Genomic DNA, 24,303 nt, shown 5'->3' on the forward strand with positions numbered 1-24,303 from the left:
GGTGTGTGGGGGACGTATTGTTTCTTTTTGATCCGGGTCACCGATTTCAAGCCCATCCGTGTCATCAGCCGATAGATGCGTTTCCTGTTATACCCCGTCCTCAAGGCTTTGTTGACCGCATGGCACATCTGACGATCGCCATAGATGCCGTCCGTTTCGACATAGATTTCGGCAATCGCACTGGCCACTGTGTCATTCTCTGCTTCAGCGTGTGGCACGGGGCGTTTCTGATATTGATAATACGCTTGTCTTGAGATGCCTGCCGTATGGCATAATTCAGAGATGGCAATAGCCTTCATTATGCAACGTAGTGATGGCAGTGTGGAGCGTTTGACTGGGAACCCGGCTGTATTTTAATCCCTCTCGAGTGCCTCCAACTTTTTTAGCAGGGCGTTCTCCACCTCAAGCTTTCGTTTATCTGCTTTGAGCATGGAAATCTCTCTGTTCAAGCGGTCCGTCTCAGTGAGCTGGTCTTCTGATTTTCCTTTTCCGCGTCAGTCCTCAAGACCGGCTTCACCATATTCCTGATACTTCACAACAATGTTCCGGGCCTGCTGGTAGCTCACCTCGAATCTTTCGGCAAGTTCGCGATAACTGATATCCCCCTGTGCATGATACTGCGCAATCTCAACCCGTTCTGCGTACGTTGTTTTCCGTCCCTTGGTCATTGGTGAAGCCCCCGCTCTCGTCGTTCTTATTTCTTCACCACTATTGTAACGTATAATCCAATTCCGAACAGTTGTTTTCGACGGTATGTCATATTTGTGTGCGAGTTCGTGAGTGGAGAGCATTCCATTCATATATTCTTTTGCGACCATTTCTTTAAAGCCGCGGGTATATGTTCTATTTCTGTCCCGTTTCTTTAATCCCTCAGCACCATGCTTCTCATACTTTATCCGCCACTTTCTAAGTGTCTCCACAGACACCTGATGCTTTGTGGATATATGGCTTGGACTGATGCCTACCCTCACTTCCTGAATCATTCTCAGCTTTTCTTCAAATGAATAATATTTGTCAGTCATAAAAGAACCCCCTCCAGGTTTTACAGATGTTTTATTTCATCTGTAAACCTGGAGGGGGTCAGATCATAATGCTTCCAGTCTTTTTTATTTTATCCCTGCAGAATTGCCTTGATCAGTGAAGTCGTTTCTCCACCCGGATACAGGATATATAGCATAATGTATACCATGGTTCCCGTGATGGCTGTTGCAAACCAGATGGTCGACGCCCATGGGGCTAGCTTCCTATGCTTCGATAATTTATTTTTGTAACCTAAGTAGACTTGTATTCCACCTAGCAGACCACCAGCTGTCGCCAAGGTAATATGGAAGATGAGAAAAGCTGTATAATAGGGCACCAGCGCTTCAGGACCGCCAAAAGCCGTATTCCCTATGAAGGCCGTCCTTGAAGCGTAGATGATGAAAAACAGCAATGCGCTCGTAGCTGCCAATGTCATCATCTTCTGGTGGGCCTCCACTTCACCTTTTTTGACTCTGCTTATCCCAATAGCCATGAAGATGGCACTTAAGATGATGAAGAATGTGCTTAATGTAGGTAATATGTGCACAATAAGACGCTCCTAACTCTGTTATCTGTATTGGTTGAAAAGTTCTTTTTGCAGACGCGCCTCTTCAATCGAACGACGCGTTACTTCGTCTTCGTCTTTACGCTCATCCCTATACCATTTGAAGAATAGGTGGCCTAGCATGAAACCGAAGAAGATTTCCTGAAGCACTTTCATGATCACTCCACCTGTCTGCTGGTCCATCCGTGGTGAAGCGTTTGTGAAGTACTCGGGCCCAGAGATGAGTCCTTGCCCCTTCAGTCCATCCAACACACCTGAAGGTACACATAGTTCCATGGCAGATAGCCATGCGTCACCATCGGTATATGTTGAATACACTGCATTTTCGGCAAATATGATTAGACCACATGCAGGCGTCAACAACGCCCCGATGCCGAATATATAAAGGAGTTTGAACAATCCCCCCATATGCTTCTCCTCGGGCTCAACTTTGTTGAAGACCGGATAGAACATGAGCAGTGCCAACATGAACAGCAGCACGTTAAATGATCCATGTAGGATTGGCTCCTGTTTCAGGTAATCGAGGACGATCGGCAGATGGTATACCGAGAAAATCCCGGTGAATAGAATCAGCGGTACAAGAGGTTTTTTGGCAATCGCGAAAAATTGCCTGAAGCCCGGCAAGTTAACGAAATATGTCCAAAGATAAGCAGGCACACCGAAATATAGGAGCGGCGCTATCAGTAAGAATACAAAAGCCATCTGCAGCATATGGAAACTGAATAGGATGTGGCTTAGAATATCGACTGGTGAGCCATACATCGTGTAGAGCAGTACCATGGCAATGCCAAACGTCGTTGCCTCCCTGTTGGTGGATGGGCGTCCGCCTTCAAAATTACTGTACCACTTTCTTGTCAACAGAAAATAGACGACAGTCATAAATACAACGAAACTGAAATAGTACGGACTCCAGTTGGCAACGAAACCGAATATAGATATAGATGATAAATTGTCCATTTAGGATCATCCCTTTTTTTAATATCACTTACTGTTAATTATAGATTCCGATTAGCCTTAAGGCAAGGTGGGTGCATGACAATATAATGACAAAATAAAGGCCGGCATATACGCCGGCCTTTATTATTTAGATTGGGCTTCCAATCCAAGTGATATATAGGAAAGTTACAACGAACGCAATACCGAAGTACATACCTGTCATGATGAATAGTTTAGCGAACTCGTGACCTTTATCTTTCATATGCATGAAGTAGTAGAACTGAAGAATAACTTGTACTACAGCCATGAACAGCACGATCGGGATGACAAATCTTGAATCAAGATCCATTGCCACCATTCCAAATGCAACAAAGGTCAGGAAGATCATCATACCGAAAGAGACCATCTGCTGACGCATCTCTTTCGTACGTTGAGTGCGCAAATACTCAAGCTTCGACTTGGACAGCGGTTCCTGTTTGATTTCTGCCATATTACATCACTCCCAGCAAGTAAACTATTGTGAAGATGAATACCCACACAACGTCGATAAAGTGCCAGTAAAGTGCAGCTGTATTGACTTTAGCCGCCGTATAGACTGATAGGCCTCGCTTGGCGTTGCGGAGGATGAGACCAGTGATCCAGACCAAACCGATCGCTACGTGGAAACCATGCGTGCCAAGCAGGAAGTAGAAGGCGCTACCGAATGCACTGGTTCTGAATGTATGTCCAAGATGTACATACTCTACGAACTCATAAATTTCCAGGGATAGGAAACCGAGTCCAAGCAACACAGTAACGGCAAGCCACAACTGCATCTGCTTAAAGTTGTTGTTCCTCATATGGTAGACCGCATACACGCTTGTAAGCGATGAAGTCAGGAGGAACATCGTCATGACGAAAGCAAGCGGCAAAGCGAAGAGTTCAGCAGCCAGAAGGTGGTCGTCTCCTGGAACTGAATCTTTCAATGCGAGATAGGTTGCAAAGAGAGATGCGAACAGCGCAGTCTCACCTGCTAGGAAAATCCAGAATCCGACAAACTTGTTCTTGCCTTCAAGCGTCGCAGTTTCCGGATGGACAGGCCATCTTTCACTGGGTACATTATATTCCATGTGAGCCATTATTTCGCACCCCTTTCTTCTTCTTCAAGATCTCTTAATACTTCTTCCTTAGTGACATAATAACCAAGATCGTCCTTAAGTGAACGTGTAATCATCGCGCCAGCAGTGATGGCGAGTCCGATAATTAGAAGCCAAAGCGCCCAAGGATGCTGCGGCATATCTGAAACTGCCGAGATTGCCCATTCTTTACCGGAAGCGAAGTAGAGCGCTCCGAAACCAGCGATGAAAAGACCAAGTGACATTATAAATGGCAGGATTGAATTGTTAGGCATATGGAAGTCATCCAGTGACTCTGCCGGCATCATCTTGCCATCGTTCGCTTCCTTTTCAATCCAGAAAGCATCCATTCCGCGGACAAGTGGAATCTGTGCAAAGTTGTAGTACGGCACAGGTAGTGGCAGTGACCATTCGAGTGAACGGCCGTCGCCCCATGGATCGCGTCCAACTTGTTTGTTCTTCGCTACTGTGATGATGATGTTGATGACAAGTACTACAACTGCTATTGCCATCATTACAGCACCTATCGTGGAAATCATGTTTGCCGTGTTATATCCTTGCCCGTCAAGGTATGTGAACACACGTCTTGGCATTCCCCAAAGACCCAGGAAGTGCTGGATCAGGAACGTAATGTGGAATCCAGCCACGAAAAGTACAAAGGTGATTTTTCCAAGCTTCTCACTGAGCATTGTACTGAACATCAAAGGCCAATAGTAGTGGAGGCCTGCAAGCAGTCCGAATACCACACCACCGACGATGACGTAGTGGAAATGCGCAACGATGAAGTAGGAATCATGGTATTGGTAGTCTGCTGGTGCAGCACCCTGCATAACCCCAGTTACACCACCCATGACGAAAGTCGGTATGAATGCAAGTCCATAGAGCATTGGTGTCGTAAATTCAATGCTACCGCCCCAAATGGTCAGTATCCAGTTGAATATTTTAACACCGGTAGGGACAGCGATCGCCATCGTAGCAAGAGCAAATATGGCGTTTGCAGTCGGTCCGAGACCTACTGTAAACATGTGGTGCGCCCATACCATGAATCCGAAGAATCCGATAAGTACCGTAGAGAACACCATTGCTGAGTACCCAAACAGCCTTTTCCGGGAGAATGTGGAAAACACTTCTGAGAATATCCCGAACGCAGGAAGAATCAGGATATAAACTTCAGGGTGTCCGAAGATCCAGAATAGATGCTCCCAGATTATCGTATTACCACCCGTCTCCACCAGGAAGAAGCTGGAGCCGAACATACGGTCAAATATGAGCAGGAACAAACCGATTGTGAGCGGTGGGAATGCAAAGACGATCAGGACTGATGCAACTAATGTCGTCCATGTCATCAACGGCATCCTCATATATGTCATACCCGGTGCCCTCATATTGATGATTGTCGTTACGAAGTTGATACCGGATATCAGCGTTCCGGCACCTGTAATCTGCAGTCCAACGGCGTAGAAATCGATACCGTGTCCCGGCGAGTCGATGGATAGGGATGCGTAGCTTGTCCAACCAGCATCCGGCGCACCACCAAGGAACCATGATAGGTTGATGAATATACCACCCAATATGAACAGCCATACACCGAGCGAGTTAAGGAATGGGAACGCGACGTCGCGCGCTCCTATCTGCAAAGGTACAGTAGCGTTCATAAATGCGAATAAAAGTGGCATGGCAGCCAGGAATATCATGGTGGTACCATGCATTGTGATGACTTCGTTGAACAATCCTCCAGATAGGAAGTCGTTGTTCGGTACTGCGAGCTGAATACGTATCAGCATTGCTTCAATACCGCCAAGTACGAAGAAGAAGCCACCAGCAATCAAATAAAGTATTGCGATTTTCTTATGGTCAACCGTAGTCATATATTCCCAGATTACGGAACCGAAGCCTTTCTTTTTAGCAGTAGTTGCCATTACTAGTTACCTCCCTCTTCTGAATCTTCTTCAGGTTTTTCCCTCAGAGATTCAACATCTCCGGAACCTTCTTCAACTTTCAGTTCCATCAGATAAGACGCTACCTTATCGATTTCTTCATCTGACAGATCATACTGATCCGTCATCTTGTTTCCTGGTTTGAAGGATTCCGGATCTTTGATCCAGTCGACAAGGTTCTCTTCGTTATGTTCAAGGAAGCCTGCGATGAGATCGCGGTCTCCGAAGTTCGCCAAGTTAGGCCCTACAGCACCCGCGCCCTGCGGTGTTACTGCGTGACAGCCGATACATGAGTTGTTGAAGATTTCCTGGCCTTCAGCCGCATCGTCCGTCGATGCTTGGGCCGGTTCCTCAACAGCCTTCATGTCAGCGAGCCATTGATCATATTCTTCTTCCGGCAATGCCTTTACCTTAAAGTCCATCAACGCGTGGGATGGTCCGCAAAGTTCCGCACATTTTCCGTAGAAGAGACGGTTGGACTCTTCGGCACTGTCATCATCGAACACCAGATAGAAGCTGTTGATTCCATCTACGTTCGTATCCAGCTTACCACCGGCAGCCGGTACCCAGAATGAGTGTTTAACGTCGCCTCCCTTAAGGTTGAAGTAAACTCTCCTGTCGGTAGGTACCACAAGCTCTTGGCTTGTTACGACTTCCTCGTTGGGATATTCAAATTCCCACCAGTACTGATTGGCGGTGACATTGACGATTGTCTCTTCTGTATTGATTCCTCCATCTTCATTTTCCATGCCGCGGACATCACCTTGTTTGAAGACCAGGTAGACTGTTGGTACTGCAAGGATGATGATGAGCAAAATTGGGATGGAAGTCCAGATCACTTCATATACGTGGTTACCAGCCACATCTTTTGGTTTGTAGTCTTCACCTAATTTACTTCTGCGGCTTTTCAGCACTGCGAAAGAGAATAGGATTATGACTGATACTACAACGAGTAGCATGATGGCTATAGACAACACCATCAAATAGAATTGCTCTTGTCCAATTTCACCGGCTGGTCTCAGCGTACTGAGATGATTCTTCCCGCACCCGGAAGCAAAAGCCGCCAGGAAAACGATAAGACCAATCCATTTGGCGCTCATCCAACGATTTTTCATTTAAATAGACCTCTCTTTCATACTTGAGCTTTTAAAAATTCCCTAATAGGCCGGCAACAATGATCATTACGAAAAAAATGATGATGTAATTCAACGAGAAGATGAAGACCCTGCCGGCATGGCGGTAATCATCTTTGGCCGGGCGGAACTTGTTCAATGTTATGACTAACCAGGTGATGTTCAGTGCGGTCGCAAGAATCACGAACCATAGCCCAAGTTCCGTCATCATGAGCGGAGTAAACAGTAGCAGCGCCACCCAGAAGATGATTGACGCCTTAGCCCGGCGGTTTCCTTTCACAGATGGAAGCATCGGTATACTGGCTTTACTGTATTCCTCGCTTCTTCGGATAGCCAATGCATAGAAGTGTGGAGGCTGCCAGAGGAACATGACAACGAACATCGCCCAGGCGAGCACATGCAGACCAGGGTCTACTACTGCCCAACCGATGAGTGGCGGCATCGCCCCGGGTATCGACCCGATGACGGTGTTCGACACCAGATGCCTTTTCGCATAAATGGAATAGACGACTACATATCCAAAAGCAGCGATCAATCCAAGTGTTCCAGCAGTCATGTTGATCATGAAAAGAAGTATTTCTCCAATGATGAATGATCCAAATCCTATGTACAGTATGTCTCGCCCTGAGAAAGTGCCATCTACACTCGGACGGGACTGCTTCGATTCCATGATCATGTCTATGTCCCTGTCATAATAGTTGTTCAGTGCAGCTACACCGCCTATCACAAGAGCAGTCGCTGCAACCATCAGCAGCAGAAGCGGGACATTCGAGAAGAAAGACTGGTTGTAGTACATGACAGCCAGAAAACCTGCAGCAAAGGCCGGAATCAAATTCGCTTTGATTATACCATCCTTGACAAGAGTTTTGACCGCCTTATAGGTCATCGCCCTATTACCATGATGCACATCATTACCATATACATCATTTTGCATTCATACGCCTCCTTTCACCACAGATACATTACAAATAATGATAAATTAAACATGACACATTTACTATATATTTTTGAAATAAAATCGTTACATTTTATATTGTTCAAAAATTGTTCATCAATGTGCCACATTCTTATTCCGAATATGTTTTATACTGGGAATAGTTGTTTGTTGTACATAATCGATTTTACCATATATTCTAGAATTGTTAAGAGCAATTAAAAATATTAATGATTGCGAAGACAAGTTCTTTCATATATATTGAATACTTGTGGCTACTAACAGCATACGAGCTATAGAGGTGTTACCATTGTATAAAAACTTAAAAATACTTGCTGTCATCACCACACTTGCGATGGTGTTCGTTCAGATAGGCGGCGCTCTGGTAACCAAAACAGGCTCCGCGGATGGCTGCGGCCAGTCCTGGCCCCTATGCCACGGGCGTATCATCCCGAGCGATTGGCCAATCGAGACGATTATAGAACTTGCCCACCGCGGTGTATCTGGTATCGCGATCATACTGGTTGGTGTACTGAGCTTTATGGCCCTTAAGCTGATGGCCCATAAAAAAGAAACCAAATTCCTTGTCGGCCTGAGTATCGCCTTCATCATCATCCAGGCGCTCCTTGGCGCTGCAGCTGTGATGTGGGGCCAGAATGACTTCGTACTTGCAGCCCATTTCGGGATCTCACTGATCAGTTTTGCATCAGTCTTCCTCTTGACGCTCCTCGTGTTCGAAGTCGATCAGAAGTTTGAGGCGCAAACTCTAGTCATTGGACCTTATCTCAGATATCACACCATATTTCTGACAATCTACATTTACCTTGTTGTATACAGCGGCGCCCTGGTCAGGCATACCGACTCATCACTTGCCTGTTTGAGCTGGCCGCACTGTAGTCCCGATAAGCTATGGGCTGACACATTCTACGAATGGGTGCAGATGGGGCACCGGGTTTTGGCCGGGGTCATCATCATCTGGATTTTCATCATCATGCTTCATGTCCTTAAGCACTACAGCAAATATAGAGTCCTGAAATATGGCTGGATTATTGCATTCGTACTTGTACTACTGCAGGCAACCACCGGCATGCTCAGCGTATTCACGCTGGTAAACATTTTCATCGCCCTGTTGCATGCCCTGTTCATCACGTTGCTGTTCGGACTGCTCTGCTACTTCATACTCCTACTGTACCGCTCCAGGTGATACGGTGGTTGTAAACAGAAATCATAAAACAAAAAGCGTGCCCTTCATCTCCTGATCAGGAGATGAAGGGCACGCTTTTTATATGTTCCAGAATTTCACCTTACGCTTTTTCCACGGTCATCATAAGATCCATCGAGGTTACCTTATCACCCGCTTCGACGAATACATCTGTCACTTTACCGTCGAAGGGTGCCTTTACAGAGCTTTCCATCTTCATTGCTTCTGTAATTATGATGACCTCCCCTTTTTTGAATGTCTCCCCCGTTTTATACTTCACCGTACTCACGGTACCAGGCATCTGCGCCCCGATATCACTTATGCTTGCAGGGTCGGCTTTTTTGAGTTTCGCTTCCTTCGATTCGACACTTTCATCATTTATATAGACCTTGCGCGGGAAACCGTTCAATTCAAAATACATCCAACGGTAACCATCTTCATGCACATGTCCGATCGATAATAAGTTTACGATCAACGTCTTGCCCTTATCTATTTCAATCTCAAGCTGTTCATTCTTTCGCATGCCGAACAGGAAGGTTGGCGTATCCAACACTTCAACATTGCCCCACTTGTTGTTGGTCATGATGAAGTCTTTGAAGACTTTCGGATAGAGCGCATAGGACAATACATCCTTCTCGGTGATCTTGTAGTCGCAGAATTCGGCCACTTCCTCACGTAGCTGATCGAAGTCCACCGGCTCCATGACCTCACCTGCCCGTACACTCAATGGTTCGCTGCCTTTAAGCACAACTTTCTGCAAGGCTTCATTGAATCCCGTTTCAGGTCTGCCGATTTCCCCTTTAAAGAAACTGACCACTGAATCCGGGAAGTCGAGGTGCTGGCCGCGCTCGATGACACTTTCCTCATCGAGTTCGTTTTGTACCATGAACAATGCCATATCCCCCACTACTTTGGATGACGGGGTCACTTTGATGATGTCGCCAAACAGCATATTGACCTTCTGATACATCTTCTTGACATCACCATAGCGGTCACCAAGTCCAAGTGACTTAGCCTGGCTGTAGAGGTTTGAGTATTGGCCTCCCGGCATTTCGTGCCTGTAGATTTCAGTATTTGGGCTTTTGATGTCACTTTCAAAATCGACGTAATACTTCCTGACATCCTCCCAGTACTCGCTTAAGCGTTCAAGTCCTTCTATATCGGCACGGACTTTCCTGTTTTGATTGCTTTGTGCATAATATAGGCTGTTCGCACTTGGTTGGGATGTCAGACCGCTCAGTGATCCGAGTGCCGTATCGACCACATCCACACCCGCTTCAATCGCCTTGTGGTACATAAGGATGCCATTCCCGCTCGTATCGTGGGTATGCAGGTGGATTGGAAGATTCACCGTCGCCTTCAATTCCCCGATGAGCTCGTAGGCTGCCTGCGGTTTGAGAAGTCCTGCCATATCTTTAATCGCAAGTATATGCGCACCTTCTGCCTCAAGTTCTTGAGCCATCTTCTTGTAGTAGTCCAGAGTATAGACGGCTGAACGCTGTGGATCCAGGATATCCCCTGTATAACAGATGGCCGCTTCAGCCACCTTACCGCTTTTGAGCACGGCTTCAATCGGATGCTTCATTGCTTCCATCCAGTTCAGGGAATCGAATATGCGGAAAACATCTATGCCTGCCTCTGCACTTTCCTGTATAAATTTCTCCACGACATTGTCCGGATAGTTTTTATAGCCCACTGCATTGGAAGCACGGAGAAGCATCTGGAAGAGGACATTCGGTATTTCACTGCGCAATGTCTCAAGTCGTCTCCACGGATCTTCCTTAAGGAAGTTATATGCAACATCAAAGGTGGCCCCTCCCCACATTTCAAGGGAAAATGCATCCTTCAGATCATGTGCCGTATAGGGCGCAATCTTCTTCATGTCATAAGTGCGGATCCGTGTCGTAAGCAATGACTGATGCGCATCCCTCATTGTGGTGTCCGTCAAAAGCACATCTTCTTGTGCCTTCAGCCATCTGACCAAGCCCTCCGGCCCTTCATTATCCAGTATCTGTTTTGTTCCCTCCACTATTTTCGGTTCATAGTCTGGCATGCGTGGAGGATCGAAATGTGGCTTTTGGCGTTGTTCGACCCCTGGAAATCCATTGACCGTGATTGTCGAAATGTACTCAAGCGTCTTGGTTCCCCTATCCTTTGGCTTCTCGAATTCGAAAAGTGAAGGCGTGTTGTCGATGAATTTGGTCGAATAATCTCCTTTCCGGAAATCCTCATTGCTGATGACGTTGGCCAAAAACTGGAGATTGGTCTTGATTCCCCTTATCCGCATCTCCTTCAGGCTGCGCAGCATCTTCTCGTTTGCATCCTTATATGTGAGACCATGTGTAGAAAGTTTGACCAGAAGCGAATCGTAGTAAGGCGAGATGACCGCCCCTTGGAAACCATCTCCGGCATCCAACCGTACGCCGAACCCGCCGCTTGAACGGTACGCCATGATCTGCCCTGTGTCAGGCATAAAATCATTCAATGGATCTTCAGTGGTGATCCGGCACTGGACAGCATATCCCATCAATGGAATGTCTTCCTGCCGCGGCAGGTTGATTGCTTCCCCGAAAAGCGTATTGCCGTCGGCTATTTGGATTTGTGTTTTGACGATGTCGATGCCGGTAACCATTTCTGTAATCGTATGCTCGACCTGTACGCGCGGGTTCACTTCAATGAAATGGAAATCGTCTCCAGCCACCAGGAATTCAATGGTTCCGGCGTTGATGTAGCCGACTTTTTCAGCCATGTCCTTTGCCGCCCCGCAGATTCTCGCACGCATCTCTTCACTCAGACCGACTGACGGCGCCACTTCCACAACCTTCTGGTGGCGGCGCTGGACTGAACAGTCGCGTTCATAGAGGTGGAGGACGTTGCCTTCAGCATCTCCAATGATTTGGACTTCGATATGCTTCGGAGTGGCGATATACTTTTCAAGATAGACTTCACTGTTGCCGAAGGATTTGGATGCTTCACTCTTGGCCCGGTCGTAGCTGTCCCTGACATCATCGCCTTCATCGACGATACGCATCCCTTTCCCGCCGCCACCTGAAATGGCCTTGATGATGATCGGCAACCCATGCTTTCCAATGAACTGCTCGACTTCTTCGAATGACTGGACTGCACCGTCTGAACCCGGGATGATCGGGAGTCCGGCAGCTACGGCTGTGGCGCGAGCCTTGACCTTATCACCGAACATATCCAAGTGACGCTGTTCTGGTCCGACAAATATGATGCCCTCTTCTTCGCAACGCTTCGCGAACGTCATATTCTCACTCAAGAAGCCATAGCCTGGATGTATAGCATCCACTTCTGCTTTTTTCGCCACTTCTATGATGGCTTCGATATCCAGATAACTCTCTGTAGGCGACAGCTGTTCGCCGACAAGATATGCTTCGTCAGCCTTGTATCTATGTAATGCCCCTTTATCCTCATTACTGTATATCGCTACTGTCGTAATATCGAGCTCCGTACATGCACGGAAGATACGGATGGCGATTTCTCCCCTATTGGCAACCATCAGCTTGTTGATCTTATTCATGACATTCCTCCTTTATTATCATTTTAATTATAATAAATATTCAAAAAATATACAATCTAATTCATTCTTGCTCCTAAATTGGTAAATGACGGCAAAAGGACATAAACCAAAAAGACCAGAAAATGAATTCTGGTCTATAGGTGGGTCAGCGTCTTTTGTTTTTTGACATGTTTGGCCGAAATGATGAGCAGGCCGATTGCGATGGATATGCTGAGGAATGACGAACCACCGTAGCTGAGCAGCGGCAACGGCACACCGGTAAGCGGAATGAGCTTTGAGATGCCGCCGAGATTGACGAACAGCTGGAAGGTGATGTAGATAGCAACACCCACACAGATGAGGCGGTAGAACATGTCTTCTGAGACTGCTGCATACCATAATGCCTTCAGTACAAGAACCAAGTACAGGAGTAGGATGAATATTACGCCGATCAGTCCCAGCTCTTCTGCAACAACCGCAAATATGAAGTCAGTATGCGGCTCTGGAAGATAGCCGAGCTTCATTACACCATTGCCCAGCCCAGTGCCGAAAATGCCACCATGGGATATGGATACCAATGCATTCGTCAATTGGTACCCCGTCCCGGTCGGATCATTGAATGGATGGAGGAACGTGTCTATTCGGGCCTGCTGGTGTGGGGAGAGGATACTTCCCTTGATCATGAAGATGATGAGGCCTATCGCTACTGCCGCACTGGCGATCACCCCACCCGCCTTGGCGAGAAATCGGATCGAGATGCCGGAGTACAGGAATATCCCTGCAATGATGCCAGTGATGACGAGCCCGGTGCCGAAATCATTCGATATGACCATCATGGTACAGAAACCTATGAACAACAGAGGCACCAGATGACCTGCTTCAAGTTGCTTGAGGCGGTCTTTCTTCCTATCGTATATGTACGCCAGATATAAAATGGTCACTATCTTGAAAAACTCCGAAGTCTGGAAGTTGAAGCCCGCTAAGCGGATCCAGTTCCTTTCCCCATTAACTTCCGTGCCGAAGAAAGCAGTAAACAACAGAAGGATAAAAATGCCACCCGTTGCTGCGATCTGGAAGTATTTGTTGCGCAGAAACTCCCCGGACATGAAGTAGGTCATGATGAATACCACGATGAAGCCGAGAATTATGGAGAACAGTTGCCTGATATAATAATGTTCAGGGTTTCCGCCTGTAATATCGCTTTTCGATGCAATTACCATGCTCGCACTGTATACCATGATGAGACCGATGAGGCTAAGCAGGATATAGCTGATCACGATGACGAAATCAACGTGTTTGGAGTATACTTTTACGTAGTCGAAGAAGTCTTTTATGTATGACAATTTATCGCCTCATTTAAAAAAGTCTAAAGATCATATTTCTTTAGACTCGAATTTTTCCTTTTCCATATATGCTTCGTGCACTTTGGATACTTCCTTTTCCAGTTTCTCCAGTACAGCATGTCCGTCTTCGGGATCGATCAGGCCAAGTCTTGCAGCGAAATGGACCTCTTTTGATAATCCAAACATCTGTGTGTCCAGAACCTCTTCATAGACCGGGCATTGGGGCATTGTCAGGTTGTCCATCTGCACTTCGATCAGCTGGACAATCTTTTCGGCATCTTTTTCCAGCTGTTCATAAGCCTTTCTGCTCAAATCATCTTTAGTGGACACGAAATTACCCCTTTCTATAAACTCTCTATAAAATTTTATATCAGAAACAGCAAAAAAGCAAGTAAATACAAGAGTATGATACGATTGAAACGGCTTAAACAATACATATATTTCTGCTATAATTAAGCAGTAAGGAGAGAATGCAGATGATTATACAAATATTGGGTAATGTACGTTACCAGATTACACTCGACCCATCCACATGGATATTCGACGACCGCAAAGAAGAACTTGAAAAGGTGTTGGCCCAGGAACCCGACGAGGAACAGATCAATTTTTCGGACAGCACAGAATGGAACAGGCAGATCATTGAAGGTACGACTAAACCGCCTACTTTGAAAACCGAGAAAAAGTTCAAAAACAAAGAACTCTTGGAAGGCACTTTCATCATTTGCCTAAAACCTTTCCTGGAATATACCGAGCCCCATCAAGGCGAAGATGCAATGATTGTGTTCACACATGACGAAGGGACGACTACTCTTCCCTATAATGCACGCGATACATATTATGCCCATTTCAGTCAGGATGGGAAGCGCATCTACGATGATGGCATGATCGATGTTCTGGTCATCAAGGATGGCAATATGGAAGAAAAGCTCGTGCATGTTACCGGCATCGCCTTTGAATAATAAAAATCAGCCTATCCATCTGGATAGGCTGATTTTTATTTGCCGGAAGTTTTAATGTTTCCAGCTTTCCGTTCCTGGTGCAATCTGAAGCGGTATAAAGCCAAAACGGCCGTAGCGACTATCAGACTTTCTGCAACGGGGAGGAATGCACCGAAAAAAGTCAATATGATGCATCCTAAAAACATGACAACGTAAATGATGGCATTCTGCCACACCTTGACTTTACGTGCGAAACCAAGGTTATACACTAGGATCGACAGTATGAAGATGGTGATGAAAAGGTACCACATTCCACTTTCAGGGTTGGAATCCAACCCGAACAACCTGCCGAAGAAAGTCAGGCGCTCTGTAACATTCACACTCATCAAATCAGGGAGATACAATTAAATTCACTCCGATTCAAGTTTAATCTTTTCATGTTTTTGTGATTTTTCCCGCTCATTCTTGGCAAGTATGCTTTTTCTGAGACGGATGGATTCTGGGGTCACTTCCACAAGCTCATCATCATTGATGTACTCGAGCGCTTCCTCCAGGGTCATCACTTTAGGTTTTTTCATGGTCGTCGTCTGCTCTTTTGTAGCAGAACGTATATTGTTCGCTGCTTTCACTTTAGTGATGTTGACAGTCAAATCGTTGTCCCGTGAGTTTTCGCCGACAATCATGCCTTCGTAGACTTCAGTACCTGGCTCCATAAAGTTGGTGCCGCGGCTTTCCAGCTGTAGGATGGAGTAGGTCGAAGCCGCTCCTTTATCGATGGATACGAGAACACCATTACGTCTACCGCCTATGCGTCCTTTAATGAGTGGACGGTAATCCTCGAACGTATGGTTGAGGATGCCGTAGCCACGTGTCATGGACATGAATTCCGTACGGTATCCGATCAGACCACGTGCTGGTACAAGGAAAGTGACACGGCTTTGGCCATTGCCTGTATTGACCATGTCCACCATTTCACCTTTCCGTTGGCCGAGTGATTCTATGATGCTTCCGGTATACTCTTCAGGCACGTCGATCTGGACACGTTCAAACGGTTCACATTTGACGCCGTCAACCATTTTGACGATGACTTGCGGTTTCGAGACTTGAAGTTCGAACCCTTCACGACGCATGTTTTCGATAAGGATTGATAAGTGGAGTTCGCCCCTGCCGGAAACTGTCCATGCATCCGGTTGATCGGTTGGTTCAACTTTCAGGGATACGTCCGTTTCGAGCTGCTCTTCTAATCTTTCCTCTATCTTACGCGCTGTAACATGCTTGCCTTCTTTGCCGGCGAATGGCGAGCTGTTGACTGAGAATGTCATCTGCAGGGTCGGTTCGTCGATGTGTAGAAGAGGCAATGCCTCCTGGTTGTCGATCGGTGTCACAGTCTCTCCGACGTTGATGTCCTCCATGCCGCTGACTGCTATCAGATCGCCTGCTTTGGCGCTCTCGATCTCGAGGCGCTGGAGCCCAAAGAAACCAAACAATTTGGTCACGCGGAAATTTTTGACCGTGCCATCATTCTTCATGAGCGACACTTGCTGGCCAACTTTGATTTCCCCCCGGAATACACGTCCGATGCCGATTCTGCCGACATAATCGTTATAGTCGAGGAGTGCGACCTGGAACTGTAGCGGTTCGTCGCTGTTATCTACAGGAGCTGGCACATATTCCAGGATCATATCGAATATGGACTGCATGTTCTCTTCCTGCTTATCCACCTCGAGGCTTGCCGTGCCGTTTATTGCGGAAGCATATGCCACTGGAAATTCGAGCTGTTCGTCATTTGCGTCCAGTTCGATGAAAAGCTCGAGCACTTCATCGATGACTGCTTCTGCGCGGGCCGTTTCCTTATCGATCTTGTTTACAACAACAAGTGGCTTAAGGTCTTGGTCCAATGCTTTCTTCAATACGAAACGTGTTTGTGGCATAGTACCTTCATAGGCATCCACAACCAGGATTACACCATCCACCATCTTCATGATCCTCTCAACTTCGCCACCGAAATCGGCGTGCCCAGGAGTATCAAGAATGTTGATGCGTTTATCTTTATAGTCAATTGCTGTATTTTTAGCGAGAATTGTTATTCCACGTTCCCGTTCAATATCATTGGAATCCATCGCGCGCTCGGCGACATGCTCATTCTCCCGGAATATGCCGGACTGCTTCAGCAGTTCGTCTACTAGTGTCGTTTTTCCGTGGTCAACGTGTGCAATGATTGCGATATTACGGATATCTTCTCTTAAATTCATCAAGTCTTTCCCTTCGTTTTTAAAATCGTTTTGTAGCTTTCATTTCATAACTTATTTATTATAACACGACATCGGTGTCCTTTTCCACTCCTTGACAAGCATTGGGTGTAATAAAATGTTGTCTTATGCTATAATATTCATCAAATCCACTTCGAAAGGACCGTCAAAATGGAACAAAAGAAATCAAAAGCCATATTCATGGTGCTGGCTGTGCTGGCTGTCCTGATGATGCTTGCCTTCTCCGCCTTTGTCGCTGAAGCGATGCCGCTCATGGCCATATTATCCGTCGTACTGTTCATCGCGATATTCGGAATCGGTTTTACACTAAAAAAGAAATACCGTGAAAACGGTTGGCTGTAGGCTGCTGAATTTGATATTTTGCATAGCTTGTTGAAGGGCAGACGGGGATTTACTGGAACTACTCCCCCGTTTGCCCTTTTTTGTATGGATTGACTCTTTTTCTGTATTTTGACCCATCGTTTGATCTCACAGATAATGACGGCACCACCATTAAGGAGTTGTGCCATGAGGGAAAAACACGATCGCTTGAAAGTTTATGAGTTTTTGTACAACAGGGTGCCTTTTTCAGATGATGAAACGGCAGAATATCATTCCATGCAGAAGATGGAACACCTTGAGAATGAATTTGAACGTTATCTTATGAACATTAACACACAGAATATGTCCGTCCACTGGCATGCCGAAATGCACATCGGCAACGCGTTCGAAATCGTCAATGTCCTGATTGCCACCGACTACTGCTATTATCTTTTCGTACTGCATGATCTTAGTGGCCCGCACTACATTAATCAGTTCAATATACTATGTGCTGCTGGACATGAAGCTGTAATCGACCTCAACCGCAGTCGCGCGATATTCGAAATGTTTCGCGGGCAACTCATAGATGAAGGGCGCTATCAGCGTCCGATCATCCTCAAATATGTGATGATGGATCCGAGTTTCAAAATTGAACCGGCCCGTTCTGAACTGTTTTTGAAATTAAGTGAGCTCCCCCATTATTTGAAGACCATCGAACATTCCGCTGTAATCAGAAAAAAGAACCGTCACCCGGCCTCGCACTGATTACAGGCGGCCGGGTGACGGTCAGAATGGTCCACTTCAACTTCAAGAGGGGCATCAAATGTCCGTTCTGCCACAGTTTTGATTGGCAGACGATAGGCAGCAATTTCGGACGATGTGATGCATGTGGCAAAGTTGTTGGAATACAGGCGATAACAGCTGAATACTTCAACCGCCTCCACATGATCAGCCCTGATATACACTACAAACGCCGTGATATCATAGACCATCTCAAGCTCGAGCTATCGGAATACACGCTTCAGAAGATCATCCGGCAGAACTTTATAAAATTGGAGGGGCATACCCGCATCTATCGCTTCTCCCCGTGTACACGCCTGTGGCCGGCTATAAATGCCGCATCACTTGTAAAGTAATCTGTAAGTTCCTTGTGGATCGCTTTATTGCCAGTCAGGATGCTATCCTTCTTCAATATATCGATCTCTTCACCAAGCAGGTTGGTTGTCCTGCCGCCAGCTTCATCGATTATGATCATACCTGCTGAATAATCCCATGGGTGCAGTCTGAAGAACACAGAGGCGCTGAGGATGCCGGTCGCGACATATGCCATTTCGAGGGCAGCGGAACCGTATGATCGTGTACTCCTTGTTTGTTCCACTATTTTCTTGAATGCAGGTCCTATCTGATCTTTGATGACCCAATTGGCATTCATGCCGATGAGCGACCGGTCAAGCGTCGTGTCCCGCATTTCATCTAGGCGGATATCATCCTTGAAAGCACCGCTGCCGACCCTTGCATGGTACAGCACGCCTTCCATGACATCCAAAATCAACCCACAGTAAGGTTCTCCATCCACATAGACACCGATGGAGACAGCGAAGTTCTGGAGCTGGTGTACAAAATTCAAGGTACCGTCTATCGGATCAACTATCCACAGCACACCCGACATATCTTCAATATCTGTGCCGTGTCCTTCCTCACCAATGATGCGGTGGTCCGGGTAGCGTTCAAGTATCCGTTCATATATATATGTCTCTGTTTCCTTGTCGACATCCGTCACCAGGTCATGAGGGTTGAGCTTGGCATCAACCTTGAAATCCTCCTTCATACGGAGTTTGATGAAGTCCCCCGCTTCCCTGATCATACGTTGCCCGAATTCATATATTTCCATTGCATCCACCCCAAATGATTGATTGACATTATCACTTATTCTATCATATAGATAATGATTTGAAAGGAGAAGCCAAATGTCTAAGTACCATTTTACAAAGGAGGACTTCCGGGTTTTCGACATCGACGGTCTGGAGCCGCGGATGGATGCCCTGAAAGAGACCATACGACCTAAACTTGAGAACCTCGGTGAATATTTCAGTGAATATCTCACCACTTTGACCGGAGATGAGCATTTCGCCCATGTTGCCAAGCACGCACGTCGGAAAGTGAACCCCCCAGACGATACATGGGTCAGCTTCAGCACCAACCCAAGAGGCTATAAAATGATGCCCCATTTCCAGATCGGCCTTTTTGGTGATCATGCATTCTGCATGTACGGGGTCATATATGAGTCTCCTGAAAAACAGCAGGTTGCTGATAAATGGCTTGATATGATCGAGGAGATGCGCAGCATGCCGAACAATTACGTAATCTCTTTGGATCATATGAAACCCGAAAAGACAGCCATCGATGATATGAGTTATGATGACTTTGAATCTGCGCTCACCCGTCTGAAGGATGTGAAGAAGGGTGAGTTCCTGATCGGGAAGATGTATCTGCCTTCAAACCCCGTTTTGGAAAACGATGATATATTCCTAAAAGAGCTGGAGACGGTCATGACTGAACTGTTAAAGCTCTATTGATTCAAATGGAGCATTGGAAAAGCCTCGATACCTGCCGTGTATCGAGGCTTTTCCAATAGGCGGAAGATCAGGTCACCTGCACTTTCAGCTGATTTGCCAAAGACTGTATACGGGCGATGTCGGCGATATCCACCTTTCTTGAATATTTTTATAAAAAAAGACGCTCCAACCAGAGCGTCTTCTGTACTTATAGTGAATCGTTGTTGCGTCTGTTTACATTATCACGGCGTTCCTTCGTTGCATCATAGCTGTAATCATCGCCGGTACGGCGCTGTGATGCATCTGCGCGGTCATCAGACCTACCGGAGCCCGCAGTGCCCCCGCGCCTTGTATACTCTTCTTCTGATACCGGAGTGACGGGCTCACTGGAGTCGATATTGCGATCTACAAACCGATCGTCTTCTGCTGTCTTATCTGAACGTCTCGTAGTGTCACGTGCCGATGTCCTGTTGTCGTCATCATATTCACCGAGGCTGAAAGTACGTGTTGACTCGATATCTTCGTCATGGTGACTCCGCGGTCCCCGGCTGTTTCTGTCTTCATTGACTTCATCCCTATCGAGGGGGGCGTCATCTCGGCGCCTGGCCGCAGGCCTATTGTAGTCGAAAGCCTGATCTGATTCCGCTTCGTCCCGACGGCGTGGTTGCCTATCTGGCGTCCCAGCTTCAGTCATCCCGCCATCTTCAAATGTTCGGTTATTGTTCCTGCTGTGCCGCCGTTCTTCATCCAGGGGTTCAAGTTCATCATTTCGAATGACTCTATCCTTTCTGACAAAGAGCAGTATTGCTGCAATGATGAAGAATAATGGTATGATGCCAGTCACGACAGGCGCAATGAGCGGTGCTGTGAGAATGGCTGCCACCAGCAGCAGGAAGCCTGCCAAAATCCTTCTGCGCATCGTCAGAAGGCCGAACAGTCCTAAAATGAGCGGAATCATCAGATATAGTGCAATCATCCATACATTGTTCAACCACCCGACTACCATATCAGCAAGATCTCCGGGTGCGGCTCCAATATCCTGTCCCTGCTCCGCAAGGTTCTGGAATTCTGTTTCAAGTTGCTGTGTCATGTTCTGTGTAACCTGTGCGTCATTCATTGTGACGAGTGAAAAGAAAAGAAGCAGGGCCGTTATCGCCAGCAATCCAATCCAAGCCAGCCATCCGAATATCTTTTCAGGAATGCGGCTGACCGGTTTTACCGTTTGGGTATAATTTTTTTTAGCCATAGGAACCTCCTAGGTTATTTATGTCTTCATAATCAATATTACCCGTACATCGATTTTTTAACCAGATAAAATTTAGTTTAATCACTCTCTATGCTTTTTTATGTACGCATGCAGCCGACTGATCTTTAATCGTGAGTGTGGCTGCAGGATACGGTCCCGGATTGTATATGATCTACACTCTGATCATGCTGTCTGGTTCTGCATCCTTAAGCTTTTTGACTGCTGTATAGGCTTCAAGGCCGCTGTTTGATTTGAACTCACGAAATTTCGTCTTTTCCTGCGATTTCCCTGGTACAATTCTTTTGAAGGTTTCATACTTCCTTTTCAATTCTTCTGCAGGCACACCGCCATCATATGCTTTCTCTACGGCTTCAAAAAAAGCGACGGCGTCGATGATTTCATCTGTAGTCCAGTCTTCATCAATCGGATAGCTGTATTCTTCCATTCTGGTCTCCTCCTTTACGGCAAAGATAAAAAAAGGGCATCCGTTATGGACGCCCTTAAAATATGCTGTTACATAGTGTGGATTGGTCTACCCAGTACCACGTCCGCAGCTTCCATTGGAATCTCTCCAAGTGTCGGGTGGGCGTGGATGGTAAGCGCGATATCCTCAGCAGTCATTCCTGTCTCAACTGCAAGGCCAAGTTCTGCAATGATGTCGGAAGCGCCTGCTCCCGCAACTTGGGCACCGAGGAGTAGGCCGTCTTCTTTACGTGAAACAAGTTTGACGAAACCATCAGTTTCATTCAATCCAAGCGCACGACCGTTTGCTGCGAATGGGAATTTACCTGTCTTCACTTCAAATCCAGCTTCTTTAGCGTCTGCTTCATTATAGCCGACTGTAGCCAACTCAGGTTCTGAGAAGCAGACTGCTGGCATGCTGAGATAATCAACTTCAGATTTTTCTCCTGCAATTGCTTCAGCAGCAACTTTACCTTCGTAGCTTGCTTTGTGGGCAAGTGGCAGTCCAGGCACTATATCGCCTATAGCGAAGATGCTGTCAATTGAAGTACGGGATTGTTTATCGACTTCGATGAGGCCTTTATCGGACATTTTGATGCCGGCCTCTTCCAAACCGAGCTCATCTGTATTCGGACGACGTCCTACTGTTACAAGGACATAGTCTGCTTCGATTTCTTTAGTCTCGCCTTTAACTTCATAAGTGACTTTGACGCCATCGTCTGTTTCTTCAGCTTCTTTAGCCATTGCTTCCATCTCGATGGTTACACCTTTTTTCTTGAGGTTCTTTTTGACGACTTGCGTCATCTGTTTTTCGAATCCACCAAGAATATCTTTGGCACCTTCAAGAATCGTCACTTCTGTACCGAAATTCGCATAGGCAGTACCTAGCTCAGTTCCGATGTAGCCGCCACCGATGACGACCAATTTCTCAGGTTTTTCTTCCAACGCAAGCGCACCGCTGGAATCGAGGATGCGTTTACCGAATTTGAAACCTGGGATTTCTATTGGACGGGAGCCGGTAGCCACGATTGCATTTTTGAATTCATAAGTCTGTGACTGCTTTTCGTCCATGACTTTCATAGTGTTGCCATCGACGAAGTAAGCTTCGCCTTTGACGATCTCGACTTTGTTTCCTTTAAGCAGGCTTTCAACGCCGCCAGTGAGTTTTTTGACTACACTGTCTTTGAATGACTGCACTTTGGAGAAATCAAGTTTCACACCTTCAGTGATGACACCCATGTCTTCAGAGCTTTGTGCCTGCTGGAAACGATGGGAAGATGAAATCATCGCTTTGGACGGGATACAGCCGACATTCAGGCAGACGCCACCGATGTCACCTTTTTCTACGATTGTCACTTTCTGTCCAAGTTGTGCTGCGCGGATTGCTGCAACGTAGCCTCCTGGGCCTGCGCCGACTACAATAGTATCAGTTTCAATAGGAAAATCTCCAACTACCATCTGTAATTATCCCTCCATTAATAGTAATTCTGGATTGTTAAGCAGACGCTTAACATGGTTCAGGGCGTTCTGTGCCGTCATGCCGTCAATCTGTCTGTGGTCATAGCTGAGTGACAGTGCAAGCATAGGGGCCGCCACTATCTCCCCATCTCTCACGATTGCTTTCTCTTCTATGCGTCCGATGCCGAGGATTGCCACTTCAGGCTGGTTGATGACTGGTGTGAACCATTGTCCTCCTGCAGAACCGAGGTTTGAGATGGTCATTGATCCGCCCTTCATTTCATCGCCTGAGAGCTTGCCGTCACGTGCTTTGCCGGCAAGCTGGTTAATCTCGTCGGATATTTCGAACATGGATTTCTTGTCTGCATGTTTCACTACAGGTACAACAAGGCCACGCTCTGTATCGGCTGCAATGCCTACATTATAATAATGTTTCTGTATGACTTCAAATGTTTCTGAATCGATTGATGCATTGAATTCAGGATATTTCTTGAGCATTGACACAAGTGCTTTTACCACATATGGCAGGAAAGTCAATTTGATGCCTTGTTCTTCTGCGATTGATTTGAATTTCTTCCTGTGGTCCCACAGCGCTTTTACTTCTACTTCGTCGAGATGTGTAACATGTGGGGAAGTCTGTTTGGAGTTGACCATCGCTTTTGCGATCGCTTTTCTCATGCCGCTCATCTTTTCGCGCGTCTCCGGGAACTCGCCTTCAGAAGATGCTGGCTTGGCATCTTTGGATGTTGGCTGTTCATCAGTGGTGTCGGCAGTTTCTTGAGTCGCCTCAGCAGAACTCTGGTCGCCATTCATGAATGCTTCCACATCTGCCTTCACTACACGGCCGTTTTTGCCGGTGCCCGATACTTCTGTGATGTCAACATCGTTATCGCGTGCAAATTTACGTACACTTGGCATCGCGATGATGCGTTTGTCGGAAGAGCCGCCTTTTTCTGACTCGTCTTCCTTACCGGAATCTTCGCCTTTGCCAGAAGCTTGTCCTTCTTTCTTGGAATCATCCGTTTCTTTTTCTTCTTGCTTCTCTTCTTGCTTCTCTTCTTGCTTTTCTTCTTTTTCAGCAGGTTCTTCTCCGCCAGAGTCTTCAGAACCATCATCGATGGTCACAATCGTTTCACCAACAGTTGTAACGGTTCCTTCTTCGACATGGAGTTGTTTGACCGTCCCGTCTACTGGAGACGGGATTTCAACAACTGCTTTATCATTCTGCACTTCTGCTAGCACATCATCTTCTTTGATTTCATCGCCTTCATTGATGAACCACTTGACGATTTCACCTTCGTGGATACCTTCACCGATATCCGGCAGTTTAAATTCAAAAGCCACAGTATTTCCTCCTTTATACTTTCTGT

The 24,303-nt window shown here is 46.5% G+C and carries 25 protein-coding genes; 6 read left to right on the forward strand and 19 right to left on the reverse strand.

Features of this window, described 5'->3' with window-relative positions:
* From ACFFLE_RS10295 to cyoE, 9 genes are all read right to left on the reverse strand, one after another.
* Positions 1 to 299, reverse strand: a 299-nt coding sequence (locus tag ACFFLE_RS10295; protein ID WP_380571748.1) for an IS3 family transposase, incomplete at its 3' end; no start/stop codon positions are given.
* A gap of 195 nt (positions 300 to 494) precedes the next feature.
* Positions 495 to 1,022 (reverse strand): helix-turn-helix domain-containing protein, encoded by a 528-nt coding sequence (locus ACFFLE_RS10300; RefSeq protein WP_380571749.1) that lies wholly within the window; start codon positions 1,020 to 1,022, stop codon positions 495 to 497.
* Positions 1,023 to 1,111: 89 nt separating this feature from the next.
* Complete coding sequence (locus ACFFLE_RS10305) at positions 1,112 to 1,567, reverse strand: DUF420 domain-containing protein (RefSeq protein WP_380571750.1); 456 nt, start codon at positions 1,565 to 1,567, stop codon at positions 1,112 to 1,114.
* A 21-nt stretch (positions 1,568 to 1,588) separates the two neighbouring features.
* Positions 1,589 to 2,542 (reverse strand): cytochrome c oxidase assembly factor CtaG, encoded by a 954-nt coding sequence (gene ctaG / locus ACFFLE_RS10310; protein ID WP_380571752.1) that lies wholly within the window; start codon positions 2,540 to 2,542, stop codon positions 1,589 to 1,591.
* A 127-nt stretch (positions 2,543 to 2,669) separates the two neighbouring features.
* The gene (locus tag ACFFLE_RS10315; protein WP_380571755.1) at positions 2,670 to 3,011 is read right to left on the reverse strand and encodes a cytochrome C oxidase subunit IV family protein; all 342 of its coding nucleotides are present in this window, start codon (positions 3,009 to 3,011) and stop codon (positions 2,670 to 2,672) included.
* 1 nt (position 3,012) lies between these two features.
* Positions 3,013 to 3,639 (reverse strand): cytochrome (ubi)quinol oxidase subunit III, encoded by a 627-nt coding sequence (locus tag ACFFLE_RS10320; protein ID WP_380571758.1) that lies wholly within the window; start codon positions 3,637 to 3,639, stop codon positions 3,013 to 3,015.
* Positions 3,639 to 5,555, reverse strand: coding sequence for a cytochrome c oxidase subunit I (locus ACFFLE_RS10325; protein ID WP_380571760.1), 1,917 nt, complete (start codon positions 5,553 to 5,555; stop codon positions 3,639 to 3,641). The genes ACFFLE_RS10320 and ACFFLE_RS10325 overlap by 1 nt, the downstream gene beginning before the upstream one ends.
* A 2-nt stretch (positions 5,556 to 5,557) precedes the next feature.
* Positions 5,558 to 6,688: a cytochrome c oxidase subunit II gene (coxB, locus tag ACFFLE_RS10330; RefSeq protein WP_380571762.1), complete on the reverse strand. Its 1,131-nt coding sequence runs from the start codon at positions 6,686 to 6,688 to the stop codon at positions 5,558 to 5,560.
* A gap of 31 nt (positions 6,689 to 6,719) precedes the next feature.
* Entirely contained in the window at positions 6,720 to 7,640 is a 921-nt protein-coding gene (cyoE, locus tag ACFFLE_RS10335) for a heme o synthase (RefSeq protein WP_380571764.1), read from the reverse strand.
* 310 nt (positions 7,641 to 7,950) lie between these two features.
* On the opposite strand from cyoE, the gene ACFFLE_RS10340 reads away from it, so the two are divergent.
* Positions 7,951 to 8,844: a COX15/CtaA family protein gene (locus ACFFLE_RS10340; RefSeq protein ID WP_380571766.1), complete on the forward strand. Its 894-nt coding sequence runs from the start codon at positions 7,951 to 7,953 to the stop codon at positions 8,842 to 8,844.
* Positions 8,845 to 8,944: 100 nt separating this feature from the next.
* Here the strand turns inward: ACFFLE_RS10340 and ACFFLE_RS10345 are convergent, their stop codons facing one another.
* The 3 genes from ACFFLE_RS10345 to ACFFLE_RS10355 form a co-directional block, all read right to left on the reverse strand.
* A complete protein-coding gene (locus ACFFLE_RS10345) occupies positions 8,945 to 12,382 on the reverse strand; it encodes a pyruvate carboxylase (protein ID WP_380571768.1) in 3,438 nt (1,145 codons plus the stop codon).
* Between the two features lie 134 nt (positions 12,383 to 12,516).
* The gene (locus ACFFLE_RS10350; protein ID WP_380571770.1) at positions 12,517 to 13,704 is read right to left on the reverse strand and encodes an FtsW/RodA/SpoVE family cell cycle protein; all 1,188 of its coding nucleotides are present in this window, start codon (positions 13,702 to 13,704) and stop codon (positions 12,517 to 12,519) included.
* Positions 13,705 to 13,734: 30 nt separating this feature from the next.
* Positions 13,735 to 14,034: an Fpa/YlaN family protein gene (locus ACFFLE_RS10355; protein WP_380571772.1), complete on the reverse strand. Its 300-nt coding sequence runs from the start codon at positions 14,032 to 14,034 to the stop codon at positions 13,735 to 13,737.
* A 146-nt stretch (positions 14,035 to 14,180) separates the two neighbouring features.
* Here ACFFLE_RS10355 and ACFFLE_RS10360 point away from each other — a divergent pair, with 146 nt between their 5' ends.
* Positions 14,181 to 14,663, forward strand: coding sequence for a hypothetical protein (locus tag ACFFLE_RS10360; protein ID WP_380571774.1), 483 nt, complete (start codon positions 14,181 to 14,183; stop codon positions 14,661 to 14,663).
* Positions 14,664 to 14,698: 35 nt separating this feature from the next.
* Here ACFFLE_RS10360 and ACFFLE_RS10365 read toward each other — a convergent pair whose 3' ends face one another.
* Positions 14,699 to 15,028: a YlaH-like family protein gene (locus tag ACFFLE_RS10365; RefSeq protein WP_380572131.1), complete on the reverse strand. Its 330-nt coding sequence runs from the start codon at positions 15,026 to 15,028 to the stop codon at positions 14,699 to 14,701.
* Positions 15,029 to 15,052: 24 nt separating this feature from the next.
* A complete protein-coding gene (gene typA, locus ACFFLE_RS10370; RefSeq protein WP_380571776.1) occupies positions 15,053 to 16,897 on the reverse strand; it encodes a translational GTPase TypA in 1,845 nt (614 codons plus the stop codon).
* A gap of 165 nt (positions 16,898 to 17,062) precedes the next feature.
* On the opposite strand from typA, the gene ACFFLE_RS10375 reads away from it, so the two are divergent.
* The 3 genes from ACFFLE_RS10375 (at position 17,063) to ACFFLE_RS10385 (ending at position 18,348) form a co-directional block, all read left to right on the forward strand.
* Positions 17,063 to 17,254: a DUF5325 family protein gene (locus tag ACFFLE_RS10375; RefSeq protein ID WP_380571778.1), complete on the forward strand. Its 192-nt coding sequence runs from the start codon at positions 17,063 to 17,065 to the stop codon at positions 17,252 to 17,254.
* A gap of 165 nt (positions 17,255 to 17,419) precedes the next feature.
* Entirely contained in the window at positions 17,420 to 17,977 is a 558-nt protein-coding gene (locus tag ACFFLE_RS10380) for a hypothetical protein (protein WP_380571780.1), read from the forward strand.
* 14 nt (positions 17,978 to 17,991) lie between these two features.
* On the forward strand, positions 17,992 to 18,348 hold the full coding sequence (locus ACFFLE_RS10385) for a hypothetical protein (RefSeq protein WP_380571782.1): 357 nt from the start codon (positions 17,992 to 17,994) through the stop codon (positions 18,346 to 18,348).
* Here ACFFLE_RS10385 and ACFFLE_RS10390 read toward each other — a convergent pair.
* Positions 18,285 to 19,103 carry an inositol monophosphatase family protein gene (locus tag ACFFLE_RS10390; protein ID WP_380571784.1) on the reverse strand — a complete coding sequence of 273 codons (819 nt, stop codon included), beginning with the start codon at positions 19,101 to 19,103 and terminating at the stop codon, positions 18,285 to 18,287. The two genes, ACFFLE_RS10385 and ACFFLE_RS10390, sit on opposite strands and share 64 nt — an antisense overlap.
* 76 nt (positions 19,104 to 19,179) lie before the next feature.
* On the opposite strand from ACFFLE_RS10390, the gene ACFFLE_RS10395 reads away from it, so the two are divergent.
* Positions 19,180 to 19,788 (forward strand): YktB family protein, encoded by a 609-nt coding sequence (locus tag ACFFLE_RS10395; protein ID WP_380571786.1) that lies wholly within the window; start codon positions 19,180 to 19,182, stop codon positions 19,786 to 19,788.
* A gap of 187 nt (positions 19,789 to 19,975) precedes the next feature.
* Here ACFFLE_RS10395 and ACFFLE_RS10400 read toward each other — a convergent pair whose 3' ends face one another.
* The 4 genes from ACFFLE_RS10400 to ACFFLE_RS10415 all read right to left on the reverse strand — a co-directional run bounded on the left by ACFFLE_RS10400 (position 19,976) and on the right by ACFFLE_RS10415 (position 24,277).
* On the reverse strand, positions 19,976 to 21,013 hold the full coding sequence (locus ACFFLE_RS10400; protein ID WP_380571788.1) for a DUF4064 domain-containing protein: 1,038 nt from the start codon (positions 21,011 to 21,013) through the stop codon (positions 19,976 to 19,978).
* 172 nt (positions 21,014 to 21,185) lie between these two features.
* Positions 21,186 to 21,458 carry a UPF0223 family protein gene (locus ACFFLE_RS10405; protein WP_380571790.1) on the reverse strand — a complete coding sequence of 91 codons (273 nt, stop codon included), beginning with the start codon at positions 21,456 to 21,458 and terminating at the stop codon, positions 21,186 to 21,188.
* A 68-nt stretch (positions 21,459 to 21,526) separates the two neighbouring features.
* Complete coding sequence (gene lpdA, locus ACFFLE_RS10410; protein ID WP_380571792.1) at positions 21,527 to 22,933, reverse strand: dihydrolipoyl dehydrogenase; 1,407 nt, start codon at positions 22,931 to 22,933, stop codon at positions 21,527 to 21,529.
* 6 nt (positions 22,934 to 22,939) lie between these two features.
* Entirely contained in the window at positions 22,940 to 24,277 is a 1,338-nt protein-coding gene (locus ACFFLE_RS10415; protein ID WP_380571794.1) for a dihydrolipoamide acetyltransferase family protein, read from the reverse strand.
* Positions 24,278 to 24,303: the final 26 nt, after the last annotated feature.

Source organism: Salinicoccus siamensis, from assembly GCF_042429615.1.
GTDB classification, from domain to species: Bacteria; Bacillota; Bacilli; order Staphylococcales; family Salinicoccaceae; genus Salinicoccus; species Salinicoccus siamensis.